The sequence below is a fragment of the Granulicella aggregans genome (genome assembly GCF_025685565.1).
GTDB lineage: Bacteria > Acidobacteriota > Terriglobia > Terriglobales > Acidobacteriaceae > Edaphobacter > Edaphobacter aggregans_B.
On sequence record NZ_JAGSYE010000001.1, the window covers coordinates 1,336,136 to 1,357,084 of the forward strand.

Genomic DNA, 20,949 nt, shown 5'->3' on the forward strand with positions numbered 1-20,949 from the left:
TTCATTTTAGAGAAGCGATAGGTCGCGACCTGACTCAACCGTCTTCGGAGTTGCCGATCGCGACTCAACCAAAGCATAGCGAAGCTCTTGATTTTCTTTTAGCAGGTGGGAGACGAGAAGTCGCAGGTCCTTTAGCTGATGCATAAGCTCAACGATCTTCGCGCCGGATGGATCTCCCCTGTCTGAAGGTAGCGGTTCGCAGCAGTTCATGGTAACTCCGATGGTTCTTCACGGCTTCCTAGCTCTTCTCGGGGGCGAGCTTCCAGGAGCGTTCGAGCGCAGCGGCGTAGCGCTTAGCGAGCGCCTTGGCGAAATGGTCCGCGACGTTGGTGCTCTCCGATTCGCCGCGTATCGTCGCCTTGATCTCCTCGGTCCCGATGACGCTGCCGGACGCGCGGGTGAAGGCCGCATCGAACTTCATCTGCGTCGTCCCCACAAAGAAGCCAATAGGGCCGAGTGTCGCGCGCTTCACGGAGCTGCCCTGTCTGAATGCGGCAATTGCGATGTGGACGATGTACTGCGGGCAGCCAGCCCCCTGTTCGCCCTCACGATAGACTCGGCCAACATCTTTGGTTTTGCGGAAGCGATCGACGATGTGCTCGTAGACGAGCGCGCGGTAGGCGGCGGGGACTTCGGTGCGGCCCCAGTCGGGCTCGGAGATGAGGACGCTGTTGCGTTCGACCGAGGTGCCACATGCGGTCTCCGCAGCTACCAGGGCGAGAGCGCTCTTCTGGGCCGGCGGCTGCTGGCTGGCGAAGCTGGCGGCGGGACGTGCGGCGGGGAGAGCGAAGCCGCTCAGGGCGATCTCGGCCTGCTTGGCGGGGAGGAGGAAGACCGCCGAATGGGCGCCCCCGTGGGCGTCTTTGAACTCGACCGTGAGCAGATCTACCCGGTGGTGCATAAATGCCGCCGCTGCTAGACCGCCGCCGTCGGGGATGGTCATGCGAAGAATTCTGCCGCCGACTCCCCACATCTCTACCCGCTGGTTTCCAGCGCTTGCTGCAGTCAGCGAGCTGCGCGGGATCGAGGTGGTGCCGGACTTTGCGGAGAAGGTGAGCGTGTCCGCGTTGAGGGTAAGGGCACCCTTCTTGTTAGGCTTGGCGTCGGGAAACCCATACACATGCTGCACATGCGTGGAGGTCCAGGAGGCCGGGGGAAGTGTCTGGGCCGCGGTCTCGCGGTCTTCGGCGGGAAGATGAGGGATGCAAAGAGATGCGTGGAGGAGGAAGAGGATTGCAGCGCCGGAAAGGGGTTTCATAGATCTCCTGTATAAATACGTACTAGTAGGTATATAAATTACGACGTGGAGTAATGCAAGAGGTGCAGGTGAAAAGGGGCAAAAATTGGAGAGATTTGCTTGAGAGGCGGGAGGATGTTGTGGCGGGCGGCCGGCGATGACCGTTTCTGGCGACTTTATGTAGTAGAAGCAGTGTCAATCGCCGATGGAGGCGACCTCGGCCTCAGGCGCGATGGCGAGTCGGCGGGATTTGATGTCGCGCATGGGCGGCTGGCCGAAGAAGCGGCTGTACTCGCGGCTGAACTGGCTGGCGCTCTCGTAGCCGACGTCGAAGGCGGCGGAGGCGGCGTCCATGCCGTCGTGGAGCATGCGCTCGCGGGCGACGTGGAGGCGCAGGTGCTTCTGGTACTGCAGCGGGCTCATGGCGGTGAGGGAGCGGAACTGGTGGTGGAGGGTGGAGACGCCCATACGGGCCATCTCGGCCAGTTCTTCGACGCGGAGGGGTTTGGCGTAGTTGGCGCGGAGCCACTCGACGGCGCGGGCGGTGCGCTGGCTCTGTTCCCCAAGCGTGGCGATGGCGCGAAGGTGCTGTCCCTGCGGGCTGCGCAGGAGGCGGTAGATGACCTCGCGATGCAGCATGGGGCTGAGGAAGGCGATGTCCTCGGGAGCGTCGAGCAGGTCCATCAGGCGCAGGCAGGGCGCGAGGAGCTCGGGTGTGGTGACGCCCATGGCCATGCCGCGGGTTCCGGCGGGTTGCTTGGTGTGGAACTCCTCCAGGCTGAGGATCTCGCGGACCATGGGCATATCGAACTTGAGCAGCATGCCGAGGAGTGGCTTCTGCGGAGTGGCGGCGACGATCTGGCTGACTACGGGAAGGTCGACCGAGGTGAGGAGGAGGCTTGATTCGTCACAAAGGAAGGTCGTCTTGCCGAGGTTGATGCGCTTCTGGCCCTGAACGAAGACGACGAGATGGGGCTCGTAGGTGGCAGAGCAGCAGGCCGTGGGAGTGGAGCGGCGGGTGAGGACCATGCTGGGAACGGCGGTGGTGCGCGGACCTTCTGCGGGGCAGTGGGCGGCGATCTTCGCGGCTAAATTAGCCCGCATGGCGACGGCGATGGGCTCGGGATGAGGTTTCGGTGCTGGCATTGGGCGATATTTCCTTTTTGTTTGCCGCGCAGACGGTGAAAGCAAGAACAAGAGCGAAATGTGGGGGGCTCTCCACTGCGCTTCGCTCCGGTCGAGATAACGCTTCTATTTCACTTCACGTGTCTCTGGATCTACGGTAGCTCGCTCGGGAGCGGGTGTTAACAAAATTCATAAGCAGCGACAGGATCAGGCAAGAGATTGGCAGGATCGGGATACCGGGTTCAGGGTGCAAATGCGTAGCCTTGGAGAGGTGAGAGGGTTGTGGTCTGGCCTGATCCGGAGGATCGAAACATGCAGAAGCGCAAGTTGGGAAAGAGCAACCTGGAGGTCTCCGCGCTTGGCTTTGGAGCGATGGGGATGAGCTTTGGCTACGGCAAGGCGGGGGACAAGCAGGAGATGATCTCGCTACTGCGCGCGGCCGTGGATATGGGCGTGACGTTCTTCGATACGGCGGAGGTCTACGGCCCGTATGCCAATGAGGAGCTGCTGGGCGATGCGTTCGCCGGGATTCGCGACCAGGTGGTCATCGCGACGAAGTTTGGCTTCAAGCTGAAAGAGGATCTGACGCCGGGATTCGTCGGGTTGAACAGCCAGCCGGCGCACATTCGTGAAGTGGTTGAGGGGTCGTTGAAGCGGCTGAAGATCGACACGATCGACCTGCTGTACCAGCACCGCGTCGACCCCGATGTACCGATCGAAGACGTTGCGGGGACGGTGAAGGACTTGATCGCCGAGGGCAAGGTAAAGCACTTCGGCCTGTCGGAGGCGGGCGTTCAGACGATTCGGCGGGCGAATGCGGTGCAGCCGGTGACGGCGCTGCAGAGCGAGTACTCACTGTGGTGGCGGGAGCCGGAGGCGGAGATTATCCCGACGCTCGAAGAGCTGGGCATTGGCTTCGTGCCGTACAGCCCGTTGGGCAAGGGATTTCTGACGGGCAAGGTCACCGAGAGCACGGAGCTACAAGATGGCGACTTCCGCAAGATTCTGCCCCGGTTTACGCCGGAGGCGATGAAGGCGAACCAGGGCATCGTCGACTTCATTGCGGAGTTTGCGCGGTCGAAGAACGCGACGCCGGCGCAGATCGCTCTGTCATGGGTGCTGGCGCAGAAGCCGTGGATCGTGCCGATTCCGGGGACGACGAAGCTGCACCGGCTTGAGGAGAATCTGAGATCACTTAATGTCGAACTGTCAGCGGATGAGTTGGTCGAGATCGACCATGCGGTGAAGAAGATCGATCTGCAGGGCGAGCGCTATCCGGAGGCTATCAAGGCGATGGTCGGGCGTTAGGTTGTTGTGAACGCGGGGCCTCCGCAAATGCGGGGGGCTCTCCACTTCGCATCACGATGAGACCGTGATGCTTCGGTCGAGATGACGTTTTCTATACTAGGTTCGAAGGGCGGGAAAAATATGGAGATCAAGCGGGTTGGGTCGCAGGCTTCGAACAAAGGGCCGGCGGATTGGTTTACCGGGGCGGTGCGGATCGATCAGCCGTTCCAGGCGGCGGAGCCTGCCCGGGTTGGTGGGGCGACGGTTACCTTCGAACCGGGTGCGCGGACGGCGTGGCACACGCATCCGCTGGGGCAGACGCTCATCGTGACCGCGGGGTGTGGGTGGACGCAGCGCGACGGCGGGCCGGTGGAGGAGATTCGTCCCGGGGATGTGGTTTGGTTTGCGCCGGGGGAGAAGCATTGGCATGGAGCCACTGCGACTACCGGTGTGAGCCATGTCGCGATTGCCGAGAAGGTTGATGGCCGGTCCGTGGACTGGCTGGAGCATGTCAGCGACGAGCAGTACCGCGGGTGACTCTCGCGGTACTGCCGCAACGGTCTAGTGCCCCGCCGGAGCCTTGCCGCCGACTTTGAAGTTCTTCGTCAGGAGCACGATTGGAGCGGCGATCAGCGTCATCACGCCGATGATGAAGAAACAGTCCATGAAGGCCAGAAGCAGCGTCTGGTTGTGAAGCTGCTCGTAGAGCCGCCCATAGGCTGCGGTGACCGCGTCGGCGTGGGAAAATCCGTGCGCCTGTAGGTAGGCGGCGGTGCTGTGGATGTTGTCCTGGAGCGCGGTGGAAGAAGGCGCTAGGTTGTTGCCGGTGCGGGCCTGGTGGAAGTTCTGGCGGCGCTCGCTGACCGTGGTGATCAGCGCGATCCCGAAGCTGCCACCCCAGTTGCGGAAGAAGTTGGTCAGCGAGGACGCCTTGTTGTTCTGCGCCGGGCTTAGCTGCGAGTAGGCGATGACGGTGAGCGGCACGAAGAAGAAGGCGTAGCCGAGACCCTGCAGCGCGCGGGCGAGAGCGTAGTGCTCGTAGTCGGTCTGCAGGTTGAAGTGGCTGTAGTGAAGAAACGAGATGCCGACGACCATAACCGCTCCGAAGAGCAGGATTCTGGGATGGATGATCTGTCGCTGGACGAGTTGCGCTCCCACGGGAGCGAGCAGCGTGATGACGAAGGCTCCGGGCCCAAGGACGAGACCGGCGTCGATGGCGCGATAGCCGTAGAGGGTCTGCAGGATCTGCGGGATCATCGTGGTGGAGGCGAAGAGTCCCACGCCGAAGACGAAGTAGAAGAAGTTCGCGATGGCGAAGTTGCGGATCTTGAGCAGGCGGAAGTCGATGACCGGGTCGGGGTGATTGAGCTCCCAGAAGACTGCGGTGGTGAGGCAGCCCACGCCGATGACAAACATCCAGATGATGAAGCGGGAGCCAAACCAGTCGTCGATCTGACCGCGGTCAAGGAGGACTTCGAGGCAGGCCGAGCCGAGCGCGATGAGGGCGATGCCGATGCCATCGATCTTAAGCTTGCCGTTCGTGCGGACGGTCTTGCGCTCTTCGGCGAAGGACGCCGGATCGTGGACGAAGCGGTTGGTGAGGAAGAGTGAGATGAGGCCGATGGGGATGTTGATGAAGAAGACCCAGCGCCAGTTGTAGTTGTCCGTGATCCAGCCGCCAAGCACGGGGCCGATGGCGGGAGCGGTGACGATCGCGACCGTGTACAGCGCGAACGCCGAGGCGCGTTTCGCGGGCGGGAAAGTGTCGACGAGGATGGCCTGTTCTACGGGAGCTAGTCCGCCGCCGCCGATGCCCTGCAGCACGCGGGCGATCAGGATGACGTTGAGGCTGGGAGCGATGCCGCAGAAGAACGAGGTGACGGTGAAGAGGGCCACGCAGGCCATGTAGTAGTTCTTGCGGCCGAAGACGCGGGAGAGCCACGCCGACATGGGGAGGATGACAGCGTTCGCGACGAGATAGGTGGTCAGGATCCAGGTGACTTCGTCGTAGGAGCGGCCGAGACCGCCGGCGATGTACGGGAGCGACACGTTCGCGATGGAGGTGTCGAGCAGCTCCATGAACGTCGCGATCGTCACGGTGAGGGCGACGACCCAGGGGTTGATCCCCGCCCGTTGCGCGGCTGTCTGGACCGGGTTTTGGGGCGGCGTAAGGACGGCGGTTGCCATGTTTCTCCCGTGAGCTTATCTTTGAGACCGTTCGGTCGCTTCTTTGCATCTGATTGTCTGAAGCGGTTGCAGGGTGCAGAATTCTGAGGGGAAAATATGCGGGCTGAGACGGCGATGACCAAGGGTGAGGTGACGCGGCAGCACATCATTGAAAAGGCTGCGCCAGTCTTCAATCAGCGAGGGTTCTCGGGTTGCTCGATGCAGGACCTGATGGAGGCGACGGGGCTGGAGAAGGGTGGGATCTACCGGCACTTTGCCAGCAAGGAAGAGCTGGCGGTGGCGGCGTTTCGCTATGCGATGCAACAGACCGTAGCTGCTCGGATTGTTGATTTAGAGAAGGTTACGGGCGCGATTCCGCGGCTGATGCACGTGGTAAAGGCGTTTGTGGAGATTCCTTCGCCGGTTCCGGGCGGGTGCCCTCTGCTGAACGTGGCGGCGTATGCCGAATCCGGATGCGATGGAGTTCAGGCGCAGGCGAAGGAGGCTATGGCGGCGTGGAAGGCTAGGCTGCTCGGCATTCTGGAGGATGGTATCGCGAGTGGCGAACTGCGCGGCGATGTCGATGCGCGAAGGACGGCGAACGCGGTCATCTCCATGTTGGAAGGGTCGCTGGTGATCTGCCGGATTGAAGGGACCAAGCAGGCGAGGCGGGATGCTCAGGAGACGCTGGAAGTGTTGCTGGGTGGGTTGGCGGCCTAAGCAAGAACAAAGACAAAAGCGGATTCCCTTCGGGAATGACAAACAAGAGGGCAATCGAGCCTCTAACCCGATGGCGACGCTAGCTCTTGGCGTGGGACTTGATCGCCGAGGTGAAGGCCTCCCAGACCTTCAGATTGCCAGCGTAGTCATTGAGCATGCGTTCGGGGTGGAATTGTAGGCCGACGACGAACGCTGCGTTGGGATCGTAGTAGGCCTCGATGAGGCCGTCGTCGGCGTGCGCCATGGGGCGGAAGCGCGGAGCTAGATCGCGATACCCCTGGTGATGGTAGCTGTTCACCTTAAGCTCATCAAGTCCGTACCAATCGGACAACGGAGTGCCCGGCACGACCGCGACGGGGTGGCGGTAGGTGTCGTAGTTTTCGTAGTCGATGTGGTGGCGGGCGGAGTGTTTTTCCTTCTGCACATCGCCGTAGAGCGTGCCGCCGTTGACGACGTTGAGCAGCTGCGATCCTCGGCAGATGCCCATGATGGGAACGCCTAACTTCATAGCCCGGCGGAGGAGGCGGATCTCGATCTCGTCCTTGAGCGGGTGAGTGTTCTCGACGTACTCGAAGTTGGCCTCGTCGGCGTGGAAGCGCCTGGGCTCGATGTCATCGCCTTCGACGAGAAGCAGGCCATCCATGCGTTCCTTATATTGCGGCAGGCAGCCGAGCGTGCCTTCGACGACCGGAACGATGAGCGGCAGGGTGCCGAAGCGGATCAGAAGCTCGAGGTGCAGCTCGCCGACGTAGTCGATCAGGCGATCCTTGCGGGAGGTGCGGCGGGAGACGACGAGGACGACGGGACGAGTCATTGGAGCAGGGTCCTGAGCGCGTGGACGAGGCGCTTATCTTTTTCGCGGCCCTGCGAGGCGACGCGGATGTGGAACTGGTCCATGCCGAGTTTGTTCGAGCAGTCGCGGACGTACATCTCGTGATCGACGAGAAGCCGTGTCTGGAGCTCGTTAGCGGTCATGCCGTTTTGGATCTTGAAGAGCAGGAAGTTCGCGCCGGTGGGATAGACATCCAGATGGGGCAGGGTGCTGAGGTCTTCGTAGAGGGCGGTGACATCGCCGATGAGCCGCCTGCGGCTCTCGTGATACACGACATCGTTGTCTGGAAGCTGGGAAAGAAAATACTGCGCGAGCGTGTTCAGGTTCCAGGTGGGGATAAAGCGGCGGAGCCGATTGAGGAGATAGAGGTTCGAGCTGTAGCAGTAGCCGAGGCGCAGGCCGGGGACGCCGCAGTGCTTGCTCATGCTGCGGACGATGAGCAGGTTGGTGAACTGGTCGGCCATGGAGAGCAGGCTCGGGATGGTGTCGCCGGCGAAGTCGATGAAGGACTCATCGACGATGACGAGTTCGAGATGGCGGGCGCGGTGGAGGAAGTCCACCATCTCCTCGAGCGGGATGAACTGGCCGGTGGGGTTGCCGGGATTGATGACGAGGAGGCAGCCGAGCTTTCGCTTGTCGACCCAGGCTAGGTAATCGTCGAGGTTAAGTTGATAGCGGTCTTCGGGGCGCAGGGCGTAGAGCTCGGCGTCGCGGAGGTCCTTCATCTTTTCGATGTACTCGCCGAAGGTAGGGATGGGGACGGCGATGCGGTCGATGAGGGTGAGCTTTATGAGGGCGATAAGCTCGGTGGCGCCGTTGCCGATGATGAGGTGTTCGGGGTCGACGTTTAGGACGGCGGCGAGGTGCTGCTGGCTGAGCACCGGGTTGCTGGAGGGGTAGGACTTGATGAGGTTGGGAAGGTTTCGCTGCAGGTCTTCGAGCATCGCCGGGGTGGGGTAGTAGGGGTTGGCGATGAAGCAGAAGTCGATGATCTCCTGGGCTTTCTCGTAGCCGACAAGGTCGGCGAGCGCCGGGGAGTGGGAGGTCTCGTAGAAGAGGTGGCGTCGGGAATCAGCCGACATGTCGGCGGATGTGGCGGGTTCAGCCAGAGTAGCTTTCATCAGAGATCATCCCATTCGGCGGTGTTTGTTGCGCCGCATAACAATCATCTATAGCGCCGATAGATTTGTCGAATGCTGGGGCTCTCCGGTGCCGTCATTCTGAGGCGTAGCCGAAGAATCCCCGCATTTCGCTCGTGCTGACGGGAAGCTCGCGTGGCACGTACACGAAATCCGGGATTCTTTCCCTTCGTTGCGCTCTGGGGGGCAGCATGACGGCGTGCAGGAGGGCGGACAGGACATCCCGGTTCTACCGTCGAAGAAAATTTCCAAAAATATGAGTGTACCTTCATCACATTTTATGCAACCCATATGCTATATTTGCGTCTATAGAGATGTGAGGCCGAGAGCCCTGCTCCAGCCCACCTCAAATTTCTTCTTAGGAGAGTTGTTATGACCACGATGACTCGGTTCGTTCCTTTGCGCAGTACCTTCAACGAGATGGCAGCCCTTCAGGACCGCCTCAACTCGATCTTCAGTGAGTTCGCCCGTCCGGCCGTTGCCGAGAATCAGGCTGAAGGAACCCCGGCCATGGGCAGCTTCGTTCCCGCCGTTGATATCTATGAGGATGCCCAGGCGCTGGTGCTGCACCTCGAAGTCCCGGGCGTGAAGCAATCGGACCTCGATCTCCGGCTCGAAAATCAGACGCTTACTATCAAAGGCGAGCGGAAGCTCGAAAGCAGCTCCAAGCAGGAAAACTTCCACCGCATCGAGCGCCGGTTTGGCAGCTTCGTCCGCACCTTCACCCTGCCGCAGTCGGTTGACACGGAAAGCATCACCGCTGCTTACGATGCTGGGGTTTTGACCATTACCCTGGCCAAAAAGGCTGAGGCTCAGCCCCGTCAGGTGAAGATTGAGGTACTTGCCCCGAATCGCGAGAACCAGAACGCGACGATCCAAGGCGCGTAAGGTCTGACGGACAGTCGAGCACAAAGTGGGAAGTCATCGGCGGGCGGGGACTTTCGGTCTCCGCCCGCTGGTCTATTCAGGGGAAGGAATTCCGGCGTCAGTCTTGAGGTAAAGCACGCGACCCAGAGCTACGAGCAGCAGAGGTTCAGCCAGCCACAAGGTCTGGTTGCCGAGATGGGGCGCTCCCGCGGCACCGGCAATTGCGCCGACCAGGAAGAAGCCGCAGATAAGAAACAGCTTCCGCGCCTTGGCCGCTTCGCTGTGACGCAGTTCACTTTCACGTTCAAGGAATTGATTTACAAGAGCTTCCGATGCGGTCCGAAGGTTGCCGGTAATAAACGTGGAGTTATAGGCGAAACGGCCAACCTGCCGGAAGGTCGAGACTTGGAATGCCGAGGTGAAGGCAATGATCGCGGTGAAGGCCATCTCGGGAAAAGAGAGACTGAGCAGACCTGCGGCAAACAAGACCAGCATCTCCAGTGCGAGAACGGCGATGGAGGCGTAAAACTGGGGAAGTATTCGAAGATAGCGGGACGCCACCACGCCAGCGATGAAGCAGCAGATCGGCACAAGGTGGCGCATCGCCTGCAACCAATCCTGCGAGAAGGCGCTGATTCCCAGCAGGATCACGTTACCGGTCATCGCATTGGCAAAGACGTGGCCATGCAGTGTGTAGACAACCGCATCCAGCAGCCCGCCGGTTGCCGCCAGCACCGCGGCGCTGAGCAATCTGTCGTGCTGAACTTGCGATTCGGCCATAGAAGGGACTGCGTTGGTCGCTTCGACACATACACGCTGCTGCAAGCAGTAGAGCATGTAGGTTACAGCAGGATTTGAAAGGGAGAACATGGCAATTCGTTGGGAGAAGTTGACAGTCAAGGCACAACAGGCCGTGCAGGCGGCCAGCACCATCGCCGGGGAGCACGGCAATCCGGAGATCCTGCCGCTGCATTTGCTGGCGGCACTGCTCGAAGATAAGGAGGGCATCTGCATCCCGGTGCTGGAGAAGATCGGCGTGCCGGTGGAGCAGCTTTTGTCGGGGGTGAACTCCGCGATCACCAAGCTTCCGAAGGTCTCCGGTGGCAATCAGCCCGGCATGTCCAAGGCGTTGCAGACAGCTATGGACCAGGCCTTCAAGGAGGCTGAGAACTTCAAGGATGAATACGTCTCCACCGAGCATCTGCTGCTCGCGCTGACTCGCGCCAAGGGCGATCCGGTGGAGTCGGCCATGGCCGCGCTTGGAGCGACGCACGAGGCGGTGTTGAAGGCGCTGAGCTCGGTTCGCGGTTCGCAACGCGTCACCGATCAGAACCCCGAGGGCAAGTTCCAGGCGCTTGAAAAGTATGCGAAGGATCTGACGGAGCTCGCCCGTCGCGGCAAGCTCGATCCGGTCATCGGGCGCGATGAAGAGATTCGCCGCGTGGTGCAGGTGCTCAGCCGCCGGACGAAGAATAATCCGGTGCTGATCGGTGAACCGGGTGTTGGTAAGACCGCCATCGTTGAAGGGCTTGCCCGCCGTATCAATCAGGGCGATGTCCCGGAGGTTCTGAAAGACAAGCGCGTCGTATCGCTTGACCTCGGATCGATGATCGCTGGCGCGAAGTTTCGCGGCGAGTTTGAGGACCGTCTCAAGGCTGTGTTGAAGGAGATCGAAGAGTCGAACGGCGAGATCATCCTGTTCATCGACGAACTGCACACGCTGGTTGGCGCAGGTGCGTCCGAAGGCTCGCTGGACGCCAGCAATATGCTGAAGCCGGCATTGGCGCGCGGCGGACTGCGGGCCATCGGCGCAACCACGCTGAACGAGTACCGCAAGTACATCGAAAAAGACGCCGCGTTGGAGCGCCGGTTCCAGATCGTCTATGTGGGCGAGCCGAATGTGGAAGATACCGTCGCGATTCTGCGTGGATTGAAGGAGCGCTACGAGTCGCATCACAAGATCCGCATCAAGGACTCGGCGATCGTCGCTGCGGCGACGCTCTCGCACCGCTATATCTCCGACCGCTTCCTTCCGGACAAGGCGATCGATCTGGTCGACGAAGCTGCGGCTGCGTTGGCGATTCAGATTGGCAGCGTTCCGGTGGAGATCGATGATCTCGAACGCCGGGCCACGTCGCTCGAGATCGAGCGCCAGGCGCTGAAGCGCGAGACGGATGCTGCCTCGAAAGAGCGGCGCGAGATCGTCGAACGCGAGCTGGCCGAAGTGCAGGAGAAGTCCAGCGGCCTGCGTGCCCGCTGGCAGACCGAACGCGGAGCCATCGGCAAGATCGCGGAGCTGAAGGAGAAGCTTGAGTCGCTGCGCTTCCAGATGAGCGAGGAGACGCGCAAGGGCAACCTGCAGCGTGCGGCCGAGTTGCAGTACGGCGAGATTCCTAAGCTCGAGTCTGAGCTTGCCACGCTTACGCAGACGCACGACTCCGCCTCCGGGCCGGGCTCGCGCATGTTGAAGGAAGAGGTCGACGAGGAGGACATCGCCCGCGTCGTCTCGAAGTGGACCGGCATTCCTATCTCGAAGATGCTCGAGGGCGAGATGCAGAAGCTGGTGCAGATGGAGACGCGGCTCGGAGAGCGTGTGGTCGGCCAGACCGATGCGCTTGCCGCTGTGGCCAATGCCATCCGGCGCTCGCGGGCTGGGTTGTCTGATCCGAAACGACCGATCGGAAGCTTCATCTTCCTTGGGCCTACGGGCGTTGGGAAGACCGAGACCGCGCGTGCGCTCGCAGAGTTTCTCTTCGACGATGAGGCCTCCATGGTGCGCATCGATATGAGCGAGTACATGGAGAAGCATGCGGTTGCGCGGCTGATCGGCGCGCCTCCGGGCTACGTAGGCTATGACGAGGGTGGCCAGCTTACCGAGGCGGTACGTCGTCGTCCTTACTCGGTCGTTCTTTTCGATGAGATCGAAAAGGCGCATCCGGACGTCTTCAACGTGCTGCTGCAGGTGCTCGACGATGGCCGCTTGACGGACTCGAAGGGTCGCACGGTCGACTTCAAGAACACGGTGCTCATCATGACGTCGAACATCGGCGCGCAGCAGCTTTCAGGCGCGTGGGCCGATGGCCCCGACGGCTTCGAAGAGGCGAAAGGCCGCGTGATGGAACAGCTTCGCCAGCACTTCCGGCCGGAGTTCCTGAACCGCGTCGACGACATCGTCATCTTCCACGCCCTCGGGCAGGACCAGTTGACGCACATCATCGACCTGCGGCTGCTTGATCTTGAGAAGCTACTGGCCGATCGCAAGATCACGCTGGATCTTACGCCAGAGGCCCGGGCTGCGCTCTTCAAGGCCGGGTACGATCGCGCCTATGGAGCGAGGCCGCTGAAGCGTGCCATCCAGCGCATGGTGCAGGACCCGCTCGCCGTCAAGATTCTCGACGGCAGCATTCTGCATGGGGATCATGTCGTGGTGACGGCGGGAGCGAAAGGGCTGGAGTTTGCGGTAGCCGAGCGCGCCGCAGTCTAAGCTGAAGGGCCACCTGCGCGATGGACTGCTCAGGTGGCCCGGCGTTTTAGTCCAGGTTCGCGAACAGGCTCGGAAGGTCGAGATAGACGGGGGAGTCCGGGATTGCCAGCCGGTCTTCAACTTGCTGAAGCTTTCCGCCCGGCTGGTAAATGTACCCCACCCGATCCCGCGGATCGATGATCCAGAGATGCTCAACACCCATGGCCGCGAAGTCATCCATCACCTTCGTTGTGCGGGGGAGCCGGTCTTCCGGGGAAAGCACTTCGACGCAAAGAAGCTGCGGGGTCTGCGTCACCTGTTCACGCGGTGTGTCCGCGCGGATGAGGCAGACGTCTGGAATCCGAACGCGGGTGGTCGACACCTGCGTTCTCTGCCCCATCACCGCAACAACATCCCACTCCTTCTCGTGGCTGACAAACCACGACGAGACCAAAGCCTGAACACGCGAGTGATCGAACTTGCCCACGTTCCGCTCCTCAATGTGGTCGTCAACAAAGTCGCAGTCGGGCTTATACGTGGTCTGGAGGTACTTTTCGAGAGACAGCACTGCTGGTGTGGTCGCCATCGCACCCTCTTGTCCCTATTATCCGCCGGATCCGCGAAAGTATTGCTGCTGTTTTCCTGGAGGTGGAGTACGACGCGTGGGAATCCACGGCTCACCGCGCCCAGAACGCCCCTTCTGAGCCTTTACCCTCCCTGAACTCGTATACTCAAGAGTTGGATTGCTAATCCGGGCCACCGCCGAAGTGCGTGGATGCGAGGGAGTTTGGGAAAGACGGCGGTAATTATTGGAGCGGGCCCGGCAGGCCTGACAGCGGCTCTCGAGCTCCTGCGGCGGACGGACATCAAGCCCATCATCCTTGAGGCCTCAGACGAGATTGGCGGCATCTCCCGGACGATCAAGTACAAGGGCAACCGCATGGACATCGGCGGCCACCGCTTCTTCTCGAAGAGCGACCGCGTGATGCAGTGGTGGATGGACCTGATGCCGCCGGAGCTTGCCGATAACGCAGCTGCCACGGAACCAGAGATCAGCTACCAGGGAAAGCGCCGCGTCGTCACAGTGCCCGCGCACCTCACGGAAGAGCCGCCGTTGCGCGGACTGGGGCCGCTACAGCACGAGCACGAGCAAGAGCCGAACGATGACGTCGAAGAAGGGGCACCAAATCCCGAAGAGATCATCGAGACCGTCGAGGTAACGCCCCCCTGCGACCCAGATCTGGTCATGCTCATTCGGCCGCGAAAGAGCCGCATCTACTACCTGCGCAAGTTCTTCGACTATCCGATCAAACTGACGGCGAACACGCTCGAAAACCTCGGAATCGCCCGCACTGTGCGGGTCGGACTGAGCTACGCGAAGTCGCGTGTCTCGCAGATTGAGCCAGAGAAGAGCCTTGAAGACTTCCTCATCAACCGCTTCGGTCGCGAGCTCTATCTCACGTTCTTCAAGAGCTATACGGAGAAGGTCTGGGGCACTCCGTGCGATAAGATCTCGGCGGAGTGGGGAGCGCAGCGAATCAAGGGCCTCAGCCTGACGACCGCGGTAAAGCATTTTCTCAAGAAGACCTTCAGCGCAAAGAAGGCCGCCGGGGACATCGCGCAGAAGGGCACCGACACCAGCCTGATTGAGCGCTTCATGTATCCCAAGTTCGGCCCCGGTCAGCTATGGGAGCACGTTGCCGATGAAGTCATCCGGCTGGGCGGCGAGATTCATATGGAGTGGAAGGTCGATGCGATCCACTGTGAGGGAAGCCAAGTCGTTTCGCTCGATGCTGTCAACGAATCCGGCGAGCGCCGCACCTTTACCGGCGATTACTTCTTCTCGACCATGCCGATGAAGGACCTCGTCCGCGCGCTCGATGCTCCTGTCCCCGCGCCGGTTCGCGAGGTGAGCGAAGGCCTTGAGTATCGCGATTTCATCACTGTCGGCTTGCTAGCTGATCGGCTGAAAGTCCACGAGATCGATGGAGGATTGCTGAAAGATACGTGGATCTACGTGCAGGAGCCAGATGTGCTCCTCGGCAGGTTACAAATCTTCAACAACTGGAGTCCGTATCTCGTCTCCGATCCGACGAAGGTCTGGATTGGTCTCGAGTACTTCTGTTATGAGACCGACGATCTCTGGAAGATGGAGGACGACGCGCTCAAGCGTTTTGCGATCGCAGAGGTCGCGAAGATCGGCATTCTCGATGCGAACGCTGTGAGCGATGGGCATGTTGTTCGTGTCCCTAAGACGTACCCTGCGTACTTTGGCACCTACGACCGCTTCGATGAATTGCGTGAGTTTACCGACAGCTTTGAGAACCTCTTTCTCGTTGGCCGCAACGGCATGCACAAGTACAACAACCAGGACCACAGCATGTTGACGGCGATGAGCGTTGTCGATGGCCTTGTGGCGGGCCACGTTGATAAAGCTGCGCTTTGGTCCATCAATACAGAGCAGGAGTACCACGAAGAGAAAGATCGTAAGAAAACATAGCGAAGCATTTGTGCTATGAAGGTTTTCCTGTTCGCTTTTCCAGCTTTGCGGTTAAATGATCGAAGAGGGCCGGAAGTTCCACAAGAGGATATCTGGTCGCATCGCTAACTTCGTCGGGGGAAAGCATTTTAATGAGGCCCAGCCTACTCTCGACATCGAATTCCCCAAGCGCTTCATCGAGAAGCAAATAACCAATCTGCCCATATCTGATGTCCTCTTTTGCGTAACCAGGAATGTAAAGATAGACACCCGCTTTCTCACCGTTGTCCAGCAATGAGAACTGGACCTCATTTGGATCTACGTGAATCCCTCCTAGCTCAATCAGATTTAGTGGGGTCCGGCGCGGTCTGAAAGCGGTCACTTGCCAGTTCGGCAGCTTAGGAGCCGCGCCTGCTAAAGCGACGACTGCGGGAAATGCACGCTTAATACCACCTGCGCTGATCACGAACTCGCGTTTCGGCATAGGTGGGCCGAATTCGAAAGTGAGATCTGGGTCGACGTTGGAAAGAGCCGCAGACAGCTTATTGAAGGTAGCTTCCTGGCCAGCCTCAAAATTTAGCAGATTCGTCTCGTTATTTAAAAACCATTTCCAGAATTTCTCGTGGACACTGACTTGAGGCTTTCGCCAGAATAGACTCATTTACTGTTTCCTGTTCTAAGTTGTCTGTTGATTCCTAAGACTTATGTTTGAGCTAGTCTCGACTACGTTTCTGAAATTGAAACCGAAATATTTTTCGGTGCGGCGCAAGCACTTACCGCCATCTCCCAGAACGCTGTCATCACTGGCGACATCCACTTATCGCGGTGCCGATAGAGTTGCGTGTAAACCGCGAGAGGTTTCCTCGGCCAGTCCACGGCTACCAGTGATCCCTGCTCAAGTTCACGATGCACCACCACCTCCGGCAGCACCGCGACGCCTAATGAAGCTAGCGCACACTGCTTGATCGCCTCTACGCTTAGCAACTCAAGCGAGCGCGATACCGGAACGCCTTCCGCGCGCAAAGCCCGCTCAAACAGGGCTCGATAGCTGCACGCGCGTTCGTTGACGAGCACCTGCTCCGCACCAATCTCCTTTGCCTTCACACGCTTCTTCCCAGCGAGCGGATGACCGGCTGCTACCACCAGAACGATTGGCTCCACCCGCAGTGTCTGCACGATCAGGTGGGGTGCGCGCAGCGGAACGTCCAGCGAGAAAGCAACATCGATGCTCGGCTCGATGTCACCGCCGGTGCCGCAACTCTCGCTGGCCGAGAGAGAAAGGTGGATGCCGGGATACTCCGACTGAAACCGCTTCAGCAACTCCGGCAGACGGTAAGCCAGCAGCGTCTCCGGTGCCAGAACCGTCAGCACGCCGGTGGTCTCGCCATCCTCGCGAACCGCTCGGCGGGCCTCGTCCGCAAGACTCAGCAGCCTGTCCGCATACGTAAGCAATTGTCTACCTGCGAGTGTCAGTTCCACCTGGCGTCCCAGCCTGTCGAAGAGCGGGACGCCGACTTCGCCTTCGAGGCTTTGGATCTGCGCTGTCACGCTCGACTGCGCGTAGTTCAAACCGTTCGCAGCTCGGGTAAAACTCTTCTCAGCAGCCACCGCTTGAAAAGTCTTTAGTTCTCTAAGATCGAGCATCAGAGAACTATCGCATATTTCGATTCATTGCATCGAAACAAATCGTTGGACGCGATGCATATTTGGTGGGAGTCTGAATATGACGCATGCTCCATTGAGGGAGAAAGCATGAAACTCCGCGACGTCGTTCAACTTCTTATCCTCTCCGCCATCTGGGGAGCGTCCTTCCTGCTCATCAGCATCTCTGTCGGCAGCTTCCCGCCGGCGTGGGTCGCGATGTTGCGGCTGTTCTTCGGTTCGGCGTTTCTGTGGGCCGTGATGTTTGCCAGGGGCCGCAAGCTTCCTCCCGTTCGGCTGATCGTTGTGCTGCTGCTGGTCGCCTTGTTCAATAATGCGATTCCTTTCATGCTCTTTCCAATGGGCGAGCGCTTCGTGCCCTCGAACATCGCCGCAGTCGTCAACGCCACGACGCCCATCTGGGCCCTCATTCTCGGCGTAGTCTTCGTCGGCAGGAAGGCCGAAGGTGGCGCGATCCCTGGCATTGTGCTCGGTTTTATCGGCGTAGTGATTGTGGTCCTCTCGCATGGCACATCAGGGGCTGCCGCATCGCGTCATGACTACCTTCTTGGCATCGCCTACATCGCCATCGCCAGCGCGGCTTACGCTATCGCGGCGGTGCTGGCCAAGGCGAAGCTCGTCGGCCTCGATCCCATCGGTCTTGCCACTACTCAGCTCAGTTTGGCCTTTGTGATGGTGGCACCTGTCGCCCTCTTCGGCCCGCACCCTACCGCTTTTCACGCTGCGTCACTTGCTGCGGCGATCACGCTCGGCGTGCTCGGCAGCGGCCTCGCGTATCTCCTCTTTTACACACTTTTGGACCGCGTCTCGCCGACGCGCGTTGTTTCGGTGACGTACTTCGGACCGGTGTGGGGTTTGTTCTGGGGCAAGCTCGCGCATGAGTCGATCGCGCCAGCGGCGTATGTCGGCGTCGCGATCGTCATTGGCGGACTCGTTTTGCTTAGCCGGACGTCGTCACCAGCGAAGCAGAAGCTGCACACGCCGGTGGAACTTTCAGAAGCTCCTGCCTGCGACTGAGCTGCATGAGTCGCTTTAGTGGAACTTGCGATCCAGCTTCAACGCCGCTGCAGCCTTATCGATCTCCGCCTGCGTGTGAAAGAACGTGTGCTCCGGGTTCGAGCCCGGAAAGTACCGGATGACAATCTTCGGATCTTCGACCGCATCATCCTTGCCGTCCTTGTACGGATATCCAAGGCCCTGTAGCAGCGCCAAAGATCCCTCGGTTCCCGCTGCGTTTCCCGAATCTCCGACGATGGCGTAGACCGTCTTCTCCGTCTCATGGCTATGCACGACGACGAAGTCCCCGAGCTTCACATGGTGTTTCTTCGCGAAGTTTCCCATCACCACGTAATGGATCTTCGTGGCGTCAAGATACTTGCGGGGATTCTTGTCGTCGACGATCGACTCGTCGCGAAAGTCCGTCGTGGAGACGTAGTAGCCGGGCGCGGGGTCGTTCGGCCCCTGCACCACTGGCTTGCCATGCTCCACCATGTAGCCGACGATCTTCCCGCTGAGTTTGCCGCCGGTATGCGCATTCTTCTCGAAGTCCAGCGTTTGCTTGCCCTTCGGTCCGTATGCGGTCGGCGCTCCATCCACGTCGACGGTCATCTTGCCGACCTGGTCGTAATAAGGAAGCGGCTTCGGAGCTTGCGCCTCAACCGCGACAATCGAAGTCGCGACCATCATGCCGATTGCACCCCATAATCCGGAACCCAACGCGAAACGTAGACTCACCAGCCGCTACCCTCCCTCAGGATACGTTCAAAGTCCCCGCAAGGCTTCAGTGCTTCCGATTCGCCACGTGAAATTGGCTGTAACTTTTCCAGAATTAACTTGTCTCACGAGGCATGGAAGGGGCAAGGTTAGGTGTCCATTCCCACAGGAGAGATTGCCATGCAGAGCGTAGCTTCGGGCCCCCAGCGTGTTGCCGCCGTTCCCGCAGCGGCAATTGCGACGCCGGTCCTGCCGCCGAAGGAGGCCGCAGCGACCATTCGCCTGGAGAAGAAGCACCCGCTCGCCATCCGCTGGATGCACTGGGTCAACTTTCCCGTTTTGTTCACCATGATCTGGAGCGGCATGCTGATCTACTGGGGCGACTCCGATAACGCCTACCAGCATCCGCACCGCATCTATCGCATCGGTATCGGCAGCTTTACGCTCTTCCGTTTCTGGCCGGAGTGGGTCTACACCTGGCTGAACGCGCCCTATCGCATCACTGTCGGGCTGGGCTGGCACTTCGTCTTCATGTGGATCTTCGCCATCAACGGCATCCTCTATGTGACGTATCTGTGGCTGTCGGGTAACTGGCGGCTCCTGCTTCCGACCATGGCCTCGTGGAAGGAAGCGATCCAGGTCACGCTCTACGATCTTCATCTGACGAAGGTCCACCCGCCGGCGAAGAAGTACAACGGCGCTCAGAAGATCGCCTACTCCGCCATCATTGTGATGGGCCTTGGCTCGCTGCTGACCGGAATCTCCATTTACAAGCCGACGCAGGTACACTACCTGACCTCTCTTCTGGGCGGCTACGAGATGGCGCGGTGGGAGCACTTTTTCCTGACGCTAGGCTTCATGGCCTTCTTCCTGCTGCACGTCGGGCAGGTCATCAAGACCGGCTGGAACAACTTCCGCGGCATGGTCAGCGGCTACGAGATTCGCCCCGCGGATTCCGCTCCCTACACTGAAGAGAGGAGAGACGCATGACCCCAGAGCCCGTAGATTCGGAGACACAGACCCCTGATGACCCGCTGAAGATGAGCGATGGTCGCGAAGAGCGCGAAGAACGCGAGAAGCGTCGCGAGATAGAGAAGAAGATCGACCGCTCCGACCGTGTCGGCGAAGAACCGGACGACTACGAGCCGGAGCGGCCGGATTCCAAATCAAGCGAGACGCCTGTCGCCGCCGCGCCCGCTGCGCAGGCCTCGCCGACCGGGGTAGAGGCTGCACCTGAAGCGACGGTTGCGGTTCCGGTCGAAGCTGCCCCTCAGCCTGATCCAGCCGCTATAGAAGCAGCCAACAAGGCCGTCCTTCGCGAGTCGGGCAAGCGCACTCGCCGCAGCTTCGTGATCGCGGCGGCTGCGGCAGCCGTCGCTTACACGGGCTACAGCTGGATCGACAAGAGCGAGATGGTCGGCCGCCAGCAGAAGCCGCTCCGCGCCGCCTTCAACGCCAACGCGAAGATCGCCCGGGAGGTCTTCAACGAGCGCGGCATCGCCCCCACTTACTCGAAAGATAAAGCCGTCGCTGACCTGCGCTTCAACGGTCCCTACGGCTTGCGGCAGGAGCTCATGCTAGATAGCTGGCGGCTCAAGCTCGTTGGCGTCGCCAAGCCCGAGCAGTATAAGCAGTTTGTCCCTGATGTGACGGCCTGGGAGTACAAAGAGGTCGACTTCGAGCAACCCAAGGCCACTCACGCCGACGACTCGAAAGGCCCAGCCGAGAAGCCCGCCGTCTGGAAGCGCGCACTCAACGCCGATGGCACCCCCATGCGGGGTCAGGAAGAGGCGGGTGACAGCGACAGCGATCTCGATCCCTTCACTCCGGGGCTGCTGCTCACGCTCGACGACATCAAGGCGTTACCCCACCACGAGTTTGTCACCGAGTTCAAGTGCATCGAGGGCTGGAGCGAGATCGTCCACTGGGGCGGCTACCGTCTTGCCGACCTCATCGCCGCCTACCCGCCCGCACGCAACGCCAAGGGCGAGTATCCCAAGTACGTCTACATGGAGACGCCTTACGGCGACTACTACTGCGGCTACAACATGAGCGCCTGCACCCACCCGCAGAGCCTGCTGACCACAGAGATGTCCGGTGCTCCGCTCTCTCAGCTCCACGGCGCGCCCATCCGCCTGCACATGCCCATCAAGTACGGCTACAAGCAGATCAAGCGGATCGCGCTGATCGCGTACACGGATAAGCAGCCGGACGATTACTGGACCAAGCTCGGATATGACTGGTACGCGGGGTTGTAGC

The 20,949-nt window shown here is 60.3% G+C and carries 19 protein-coding genes; 9 read left to right on the plus strand and 10 right to left on the minus strand.

Annotation, left to right across the window (positions count from 1 at the left end):
• Positions 1-238 precede the first annotated feature (238 nt).
• Positions 239-1,258, minus strand: coding sequence for a hypothetical protein (locus tag OHL18_RS05375; protein ID WP_263373795.1), 1,020 nt, complete (start codon positions 1,256-1,258; stop codon positions 239-241).
• A 174-nt stretch (positions 1,259-1,432) separates the two neighbouring features.
• The gene (locus OHL18_RS05380) at positions 1,433-2,383 is read right to left on the minus strand and encodes an AraC family transcriptional regulator (RefSeq protein WP_263373796.1); all 951 of its coding nucleotides are present in this window, start codon (positions 2,381-2,383) and stop codon (positions 1,433-1,435) included.
• Positions 2,384-2,674: 291 nt separating this feature from the next.
• On the opposite strand from OHL18_RS05380, the gene OHL18_RS05385 reads away from it, so the two are divergent.
• Complete coding sequence (locus OHL18_RS05385; RefSeq protein WP_263373797.1) at positions 2,675-3,670, plus strand: aldo/keto reductase; 996 nt, start codon at positions 2,675-2,677, stop codon at positions 3,668-3,670.
• A 120-nt stretch (positions 3,671-3,790) separates the two neighbouring features.
• The gene (locus OHL18_RS05390) at positions 3,791-4,186 is read left to right on the plus strand and encodes a (R)-mandelonitrile lyase (protein WP_263373798.1); all 396 of its coding nucleotides are present in this window, start codon (positions 3,791-3,793) and stop codon (positions 4,184-4,186) included.
• Positions 4,187-4,210: 24 nt separating this feature from the next.
• On the opposite strand, the gene OHL18_RS05395 is transcribed toward OHL18_RS05390, so the two are convergent.
• Entirely contained in the window at positions 4,211-5,836 is a 1,626-nt protein-coding gene (locus OHL18_RS05395; RefSeq protein ID WP_263373799.1) for a DHA2 family efflux MFS transporter permease subunit, read from the minus strand.
• A 96-nt stretch (positions 5,837-5,932) separates the two neighbouring features.
• Between OHL18_RS05395 and OHL18_RS05400 the strand changes: the two genes are divergently transcribed.
• Positions 5,933-6,535, plus strand: a complete 603-nt coding sequence (locus tag OHL18_RS05400) for a TetR/AcrR family transcriptional regulator (protein ID WP_263373800.1) — start codon at positions 5,933-5,935, stop codon at positions 6,533-6,535.
• 79 nt (positions 6,536-6,614) lie between these two features.
• Here the strand turns inward: OHL18_RS05400 and OHL18_RS05405 are convergent, their stop codons facing one another.
• Positions 6,615-7,349 (minus strand): gamma-glutamyl-gamma-aminobutyrate hydrolase family protein, encoded by a 735-nt coding sequence (locus OHL18_RS05405; RefSeq protein ID WP_263373801.1) that lies wholly within the window; start codon positions 7,347-7,349, stop codon positions 6,615-6,617.
• The gene (locus OHL18_RS05410; protein WP_263373802.1) at positions 7,346-8,488 is read right to left on the minus strand and encodes a pyridoxal phosphate-dependent aminotransferase; all 1,143 of its coding nucleotides are present in this window, start codon (positions 8,486-8,488) and stop codon (positions 7,346-7,348) included. Before OHL18_RS05410 ends, OHL18_RS05405 begins: the two co-directional genes overlap by 4 nt.
• A gap of 390 nt (positions 8,489-8,878) precedes the next feature.
• On the opposite strand from OHL18_RS05410, the gene OHL18_RS05415 reads away from it, so the two are divergent.
• A complete protein-coding gene (locus tag OHL18_RS05415; protein ID WP_263373803.1) occupies positions 8,879-9,394 on the plus strand; it encodes an Hsp20/alpha crystallin family protein in 516 nt (171 codons plus the stop codon).
• Positions 9,395-9,466: 72 nt separating this feature from the next.
• Here the strand turns inward: OHL18_RS05415 and OHL18_RS05420 are convergent, their stop codons facing one another.
• A complete protein-coding gene (locus OHL18_RS05420) occupies positions 9,467-10,306 on the minus strand; it encodes a YoaK family protein (RefSeq protein WP_263373804.1) in 840 nt (279 codons plus the stop codon).
• Between OHL18_RS05420 and clpB the strand changes: the two genes are divergently transcribed.
• Positions 10,242-12,857, plus strand: a complete 2,616-nt coding sequence (gene clpB, locus OHL18_RS05425) for an ATP-dependent chaperone ClpB (RefSeq protein WP_263373805.1) — start codon at positions 10,242-10,244, stop codon at positions 12,855-12,857. The two genes, OHL18_RS05420 and clpB, sit on opposite strands and share 65 nt — an antisense overlap.
• A 46-nt stretch (positions 12,858-12,903) precedes the next feature.
• On the opposite strand, the gene OHL18_RS05430 is transcribed toward clpB, so the two are convergent.
• Positions 12,904-13,422: a Uma2 family endonuclease gene (locus tag OHL18_RS05430; RefSeq protein WP_263373806.1), complete on the minus strand. Its 519-nt coding sequence runs from the start codon at positions 13,420-13,422 to the stop codon at positions 12,904-12,906.
• Between the two features lie 201 nt (positions 13,423-13,623).
• Here OHL18_RS05430 and OHL18_RS05435 point away from each other — a divergent pair, with 201 nt between their 5' ends.
• On the plus strand, positions 13,624-15,336 hold the full coding sequence (locus tag OHL18_RS05435) for an NAD(P)/FAD-dependent oxidoreductase (RefSeq protein ID WP_263373807.1): 1,713 nt from the start codon (positions 13,624-13,626) through the stop codon (positions 15,334-15,336).
• A 13-nt stretch (positions 15,337-15,349) separates the two neighbouring features.
• On the opposite strand, the gene OHL18_RS05440 is transcribed toward OHL18_RS05435, so the two are convergent.
• A complete protein-coding gene (locus OHL18_RS05440; protein WP_263373808.1) occupies positions 15,350-15,976 on the minus strand; it encodes a hypothetical protein in 627 nt (208 codons plus the stop codon).
• Between the two features lie 62 nt (positions 15,977-16,038).
• The gene (locus OHL18_RS05445) at positions 16,039-16,959 is read right to left on the minus strand and encodes a LysR family transcriptional regulator (RefSeq protein ID WP_263373809.1); all 921 of its coding nucleotides are present in this window, start codon (positions 16,957-16,959) and stop codon (positions 16,039-16,041) included.
• A gap of 108 nt (positions 16,960-17,067) precedes the next feature.
• Between OHL18_RS05445 and OHL18_RS05450 the strand changes: the two genes are divergently transcribed.
• A complete protein-coding gene (locus OHL18_RS05450; protein ID WP_263373810.1) occupies positions 17,068-17,994 on the plus strand; it encodes a DMT family transporter in 927 nt (308 codons plus the stop codon).
• Positions 17,995-18,009: 15 nt separating this feature from the next.
• On the opposite strand, the gene OHL18_RS05455 is transcribed toward OHL18_RS05450, so the two are convergent.
• Positions 18,010-18,711, minus strand: coding sequence for a glycoside hydrolase family 75 protein (locus tag OHL18_RS05455; RefSeq protein ID WP_263373811.1), 702 nt, complete (start codon positions 18,709-18,711; stop codon positions 18,010-18,012).
• Between the two features lie 159 nt (positions 18,712-18,870).
• Between OHL18_RS05455 and OHL18_RS05460 the strand changes: the two genes are divergently transcribed.
• Complete coding sequence (locus OHL18_RS05460) at positions 18,871-19,680, plus strand: cytochrome b/b6 domain-containing protein (RefSeq protein WP_263373812.1); 810 nt, start codon at positions 18,871-18,873, stop codon at positions 19,678-19,680.
• Positions 19,677-20,948 carry a molybdopterin-dependent oxidoreductase gene (locus OHL18_RS05465; protein ID WP_263373813.1) on the plus strand — a complete coding sequence of 424 codons (1,272 nt, stop codon included), beginning with the start codon at positions 19,677-19,679 and terminating at the stop codon, positions 20,946-20,948. The genes OHL18_RS05460 and OHL18_RS05465 overlap by 4 nt, the downstream gene beginning before the upstream one ends.
• The last annotated feature ends 1 nt before the right edge of the window (position 20,949 follow it).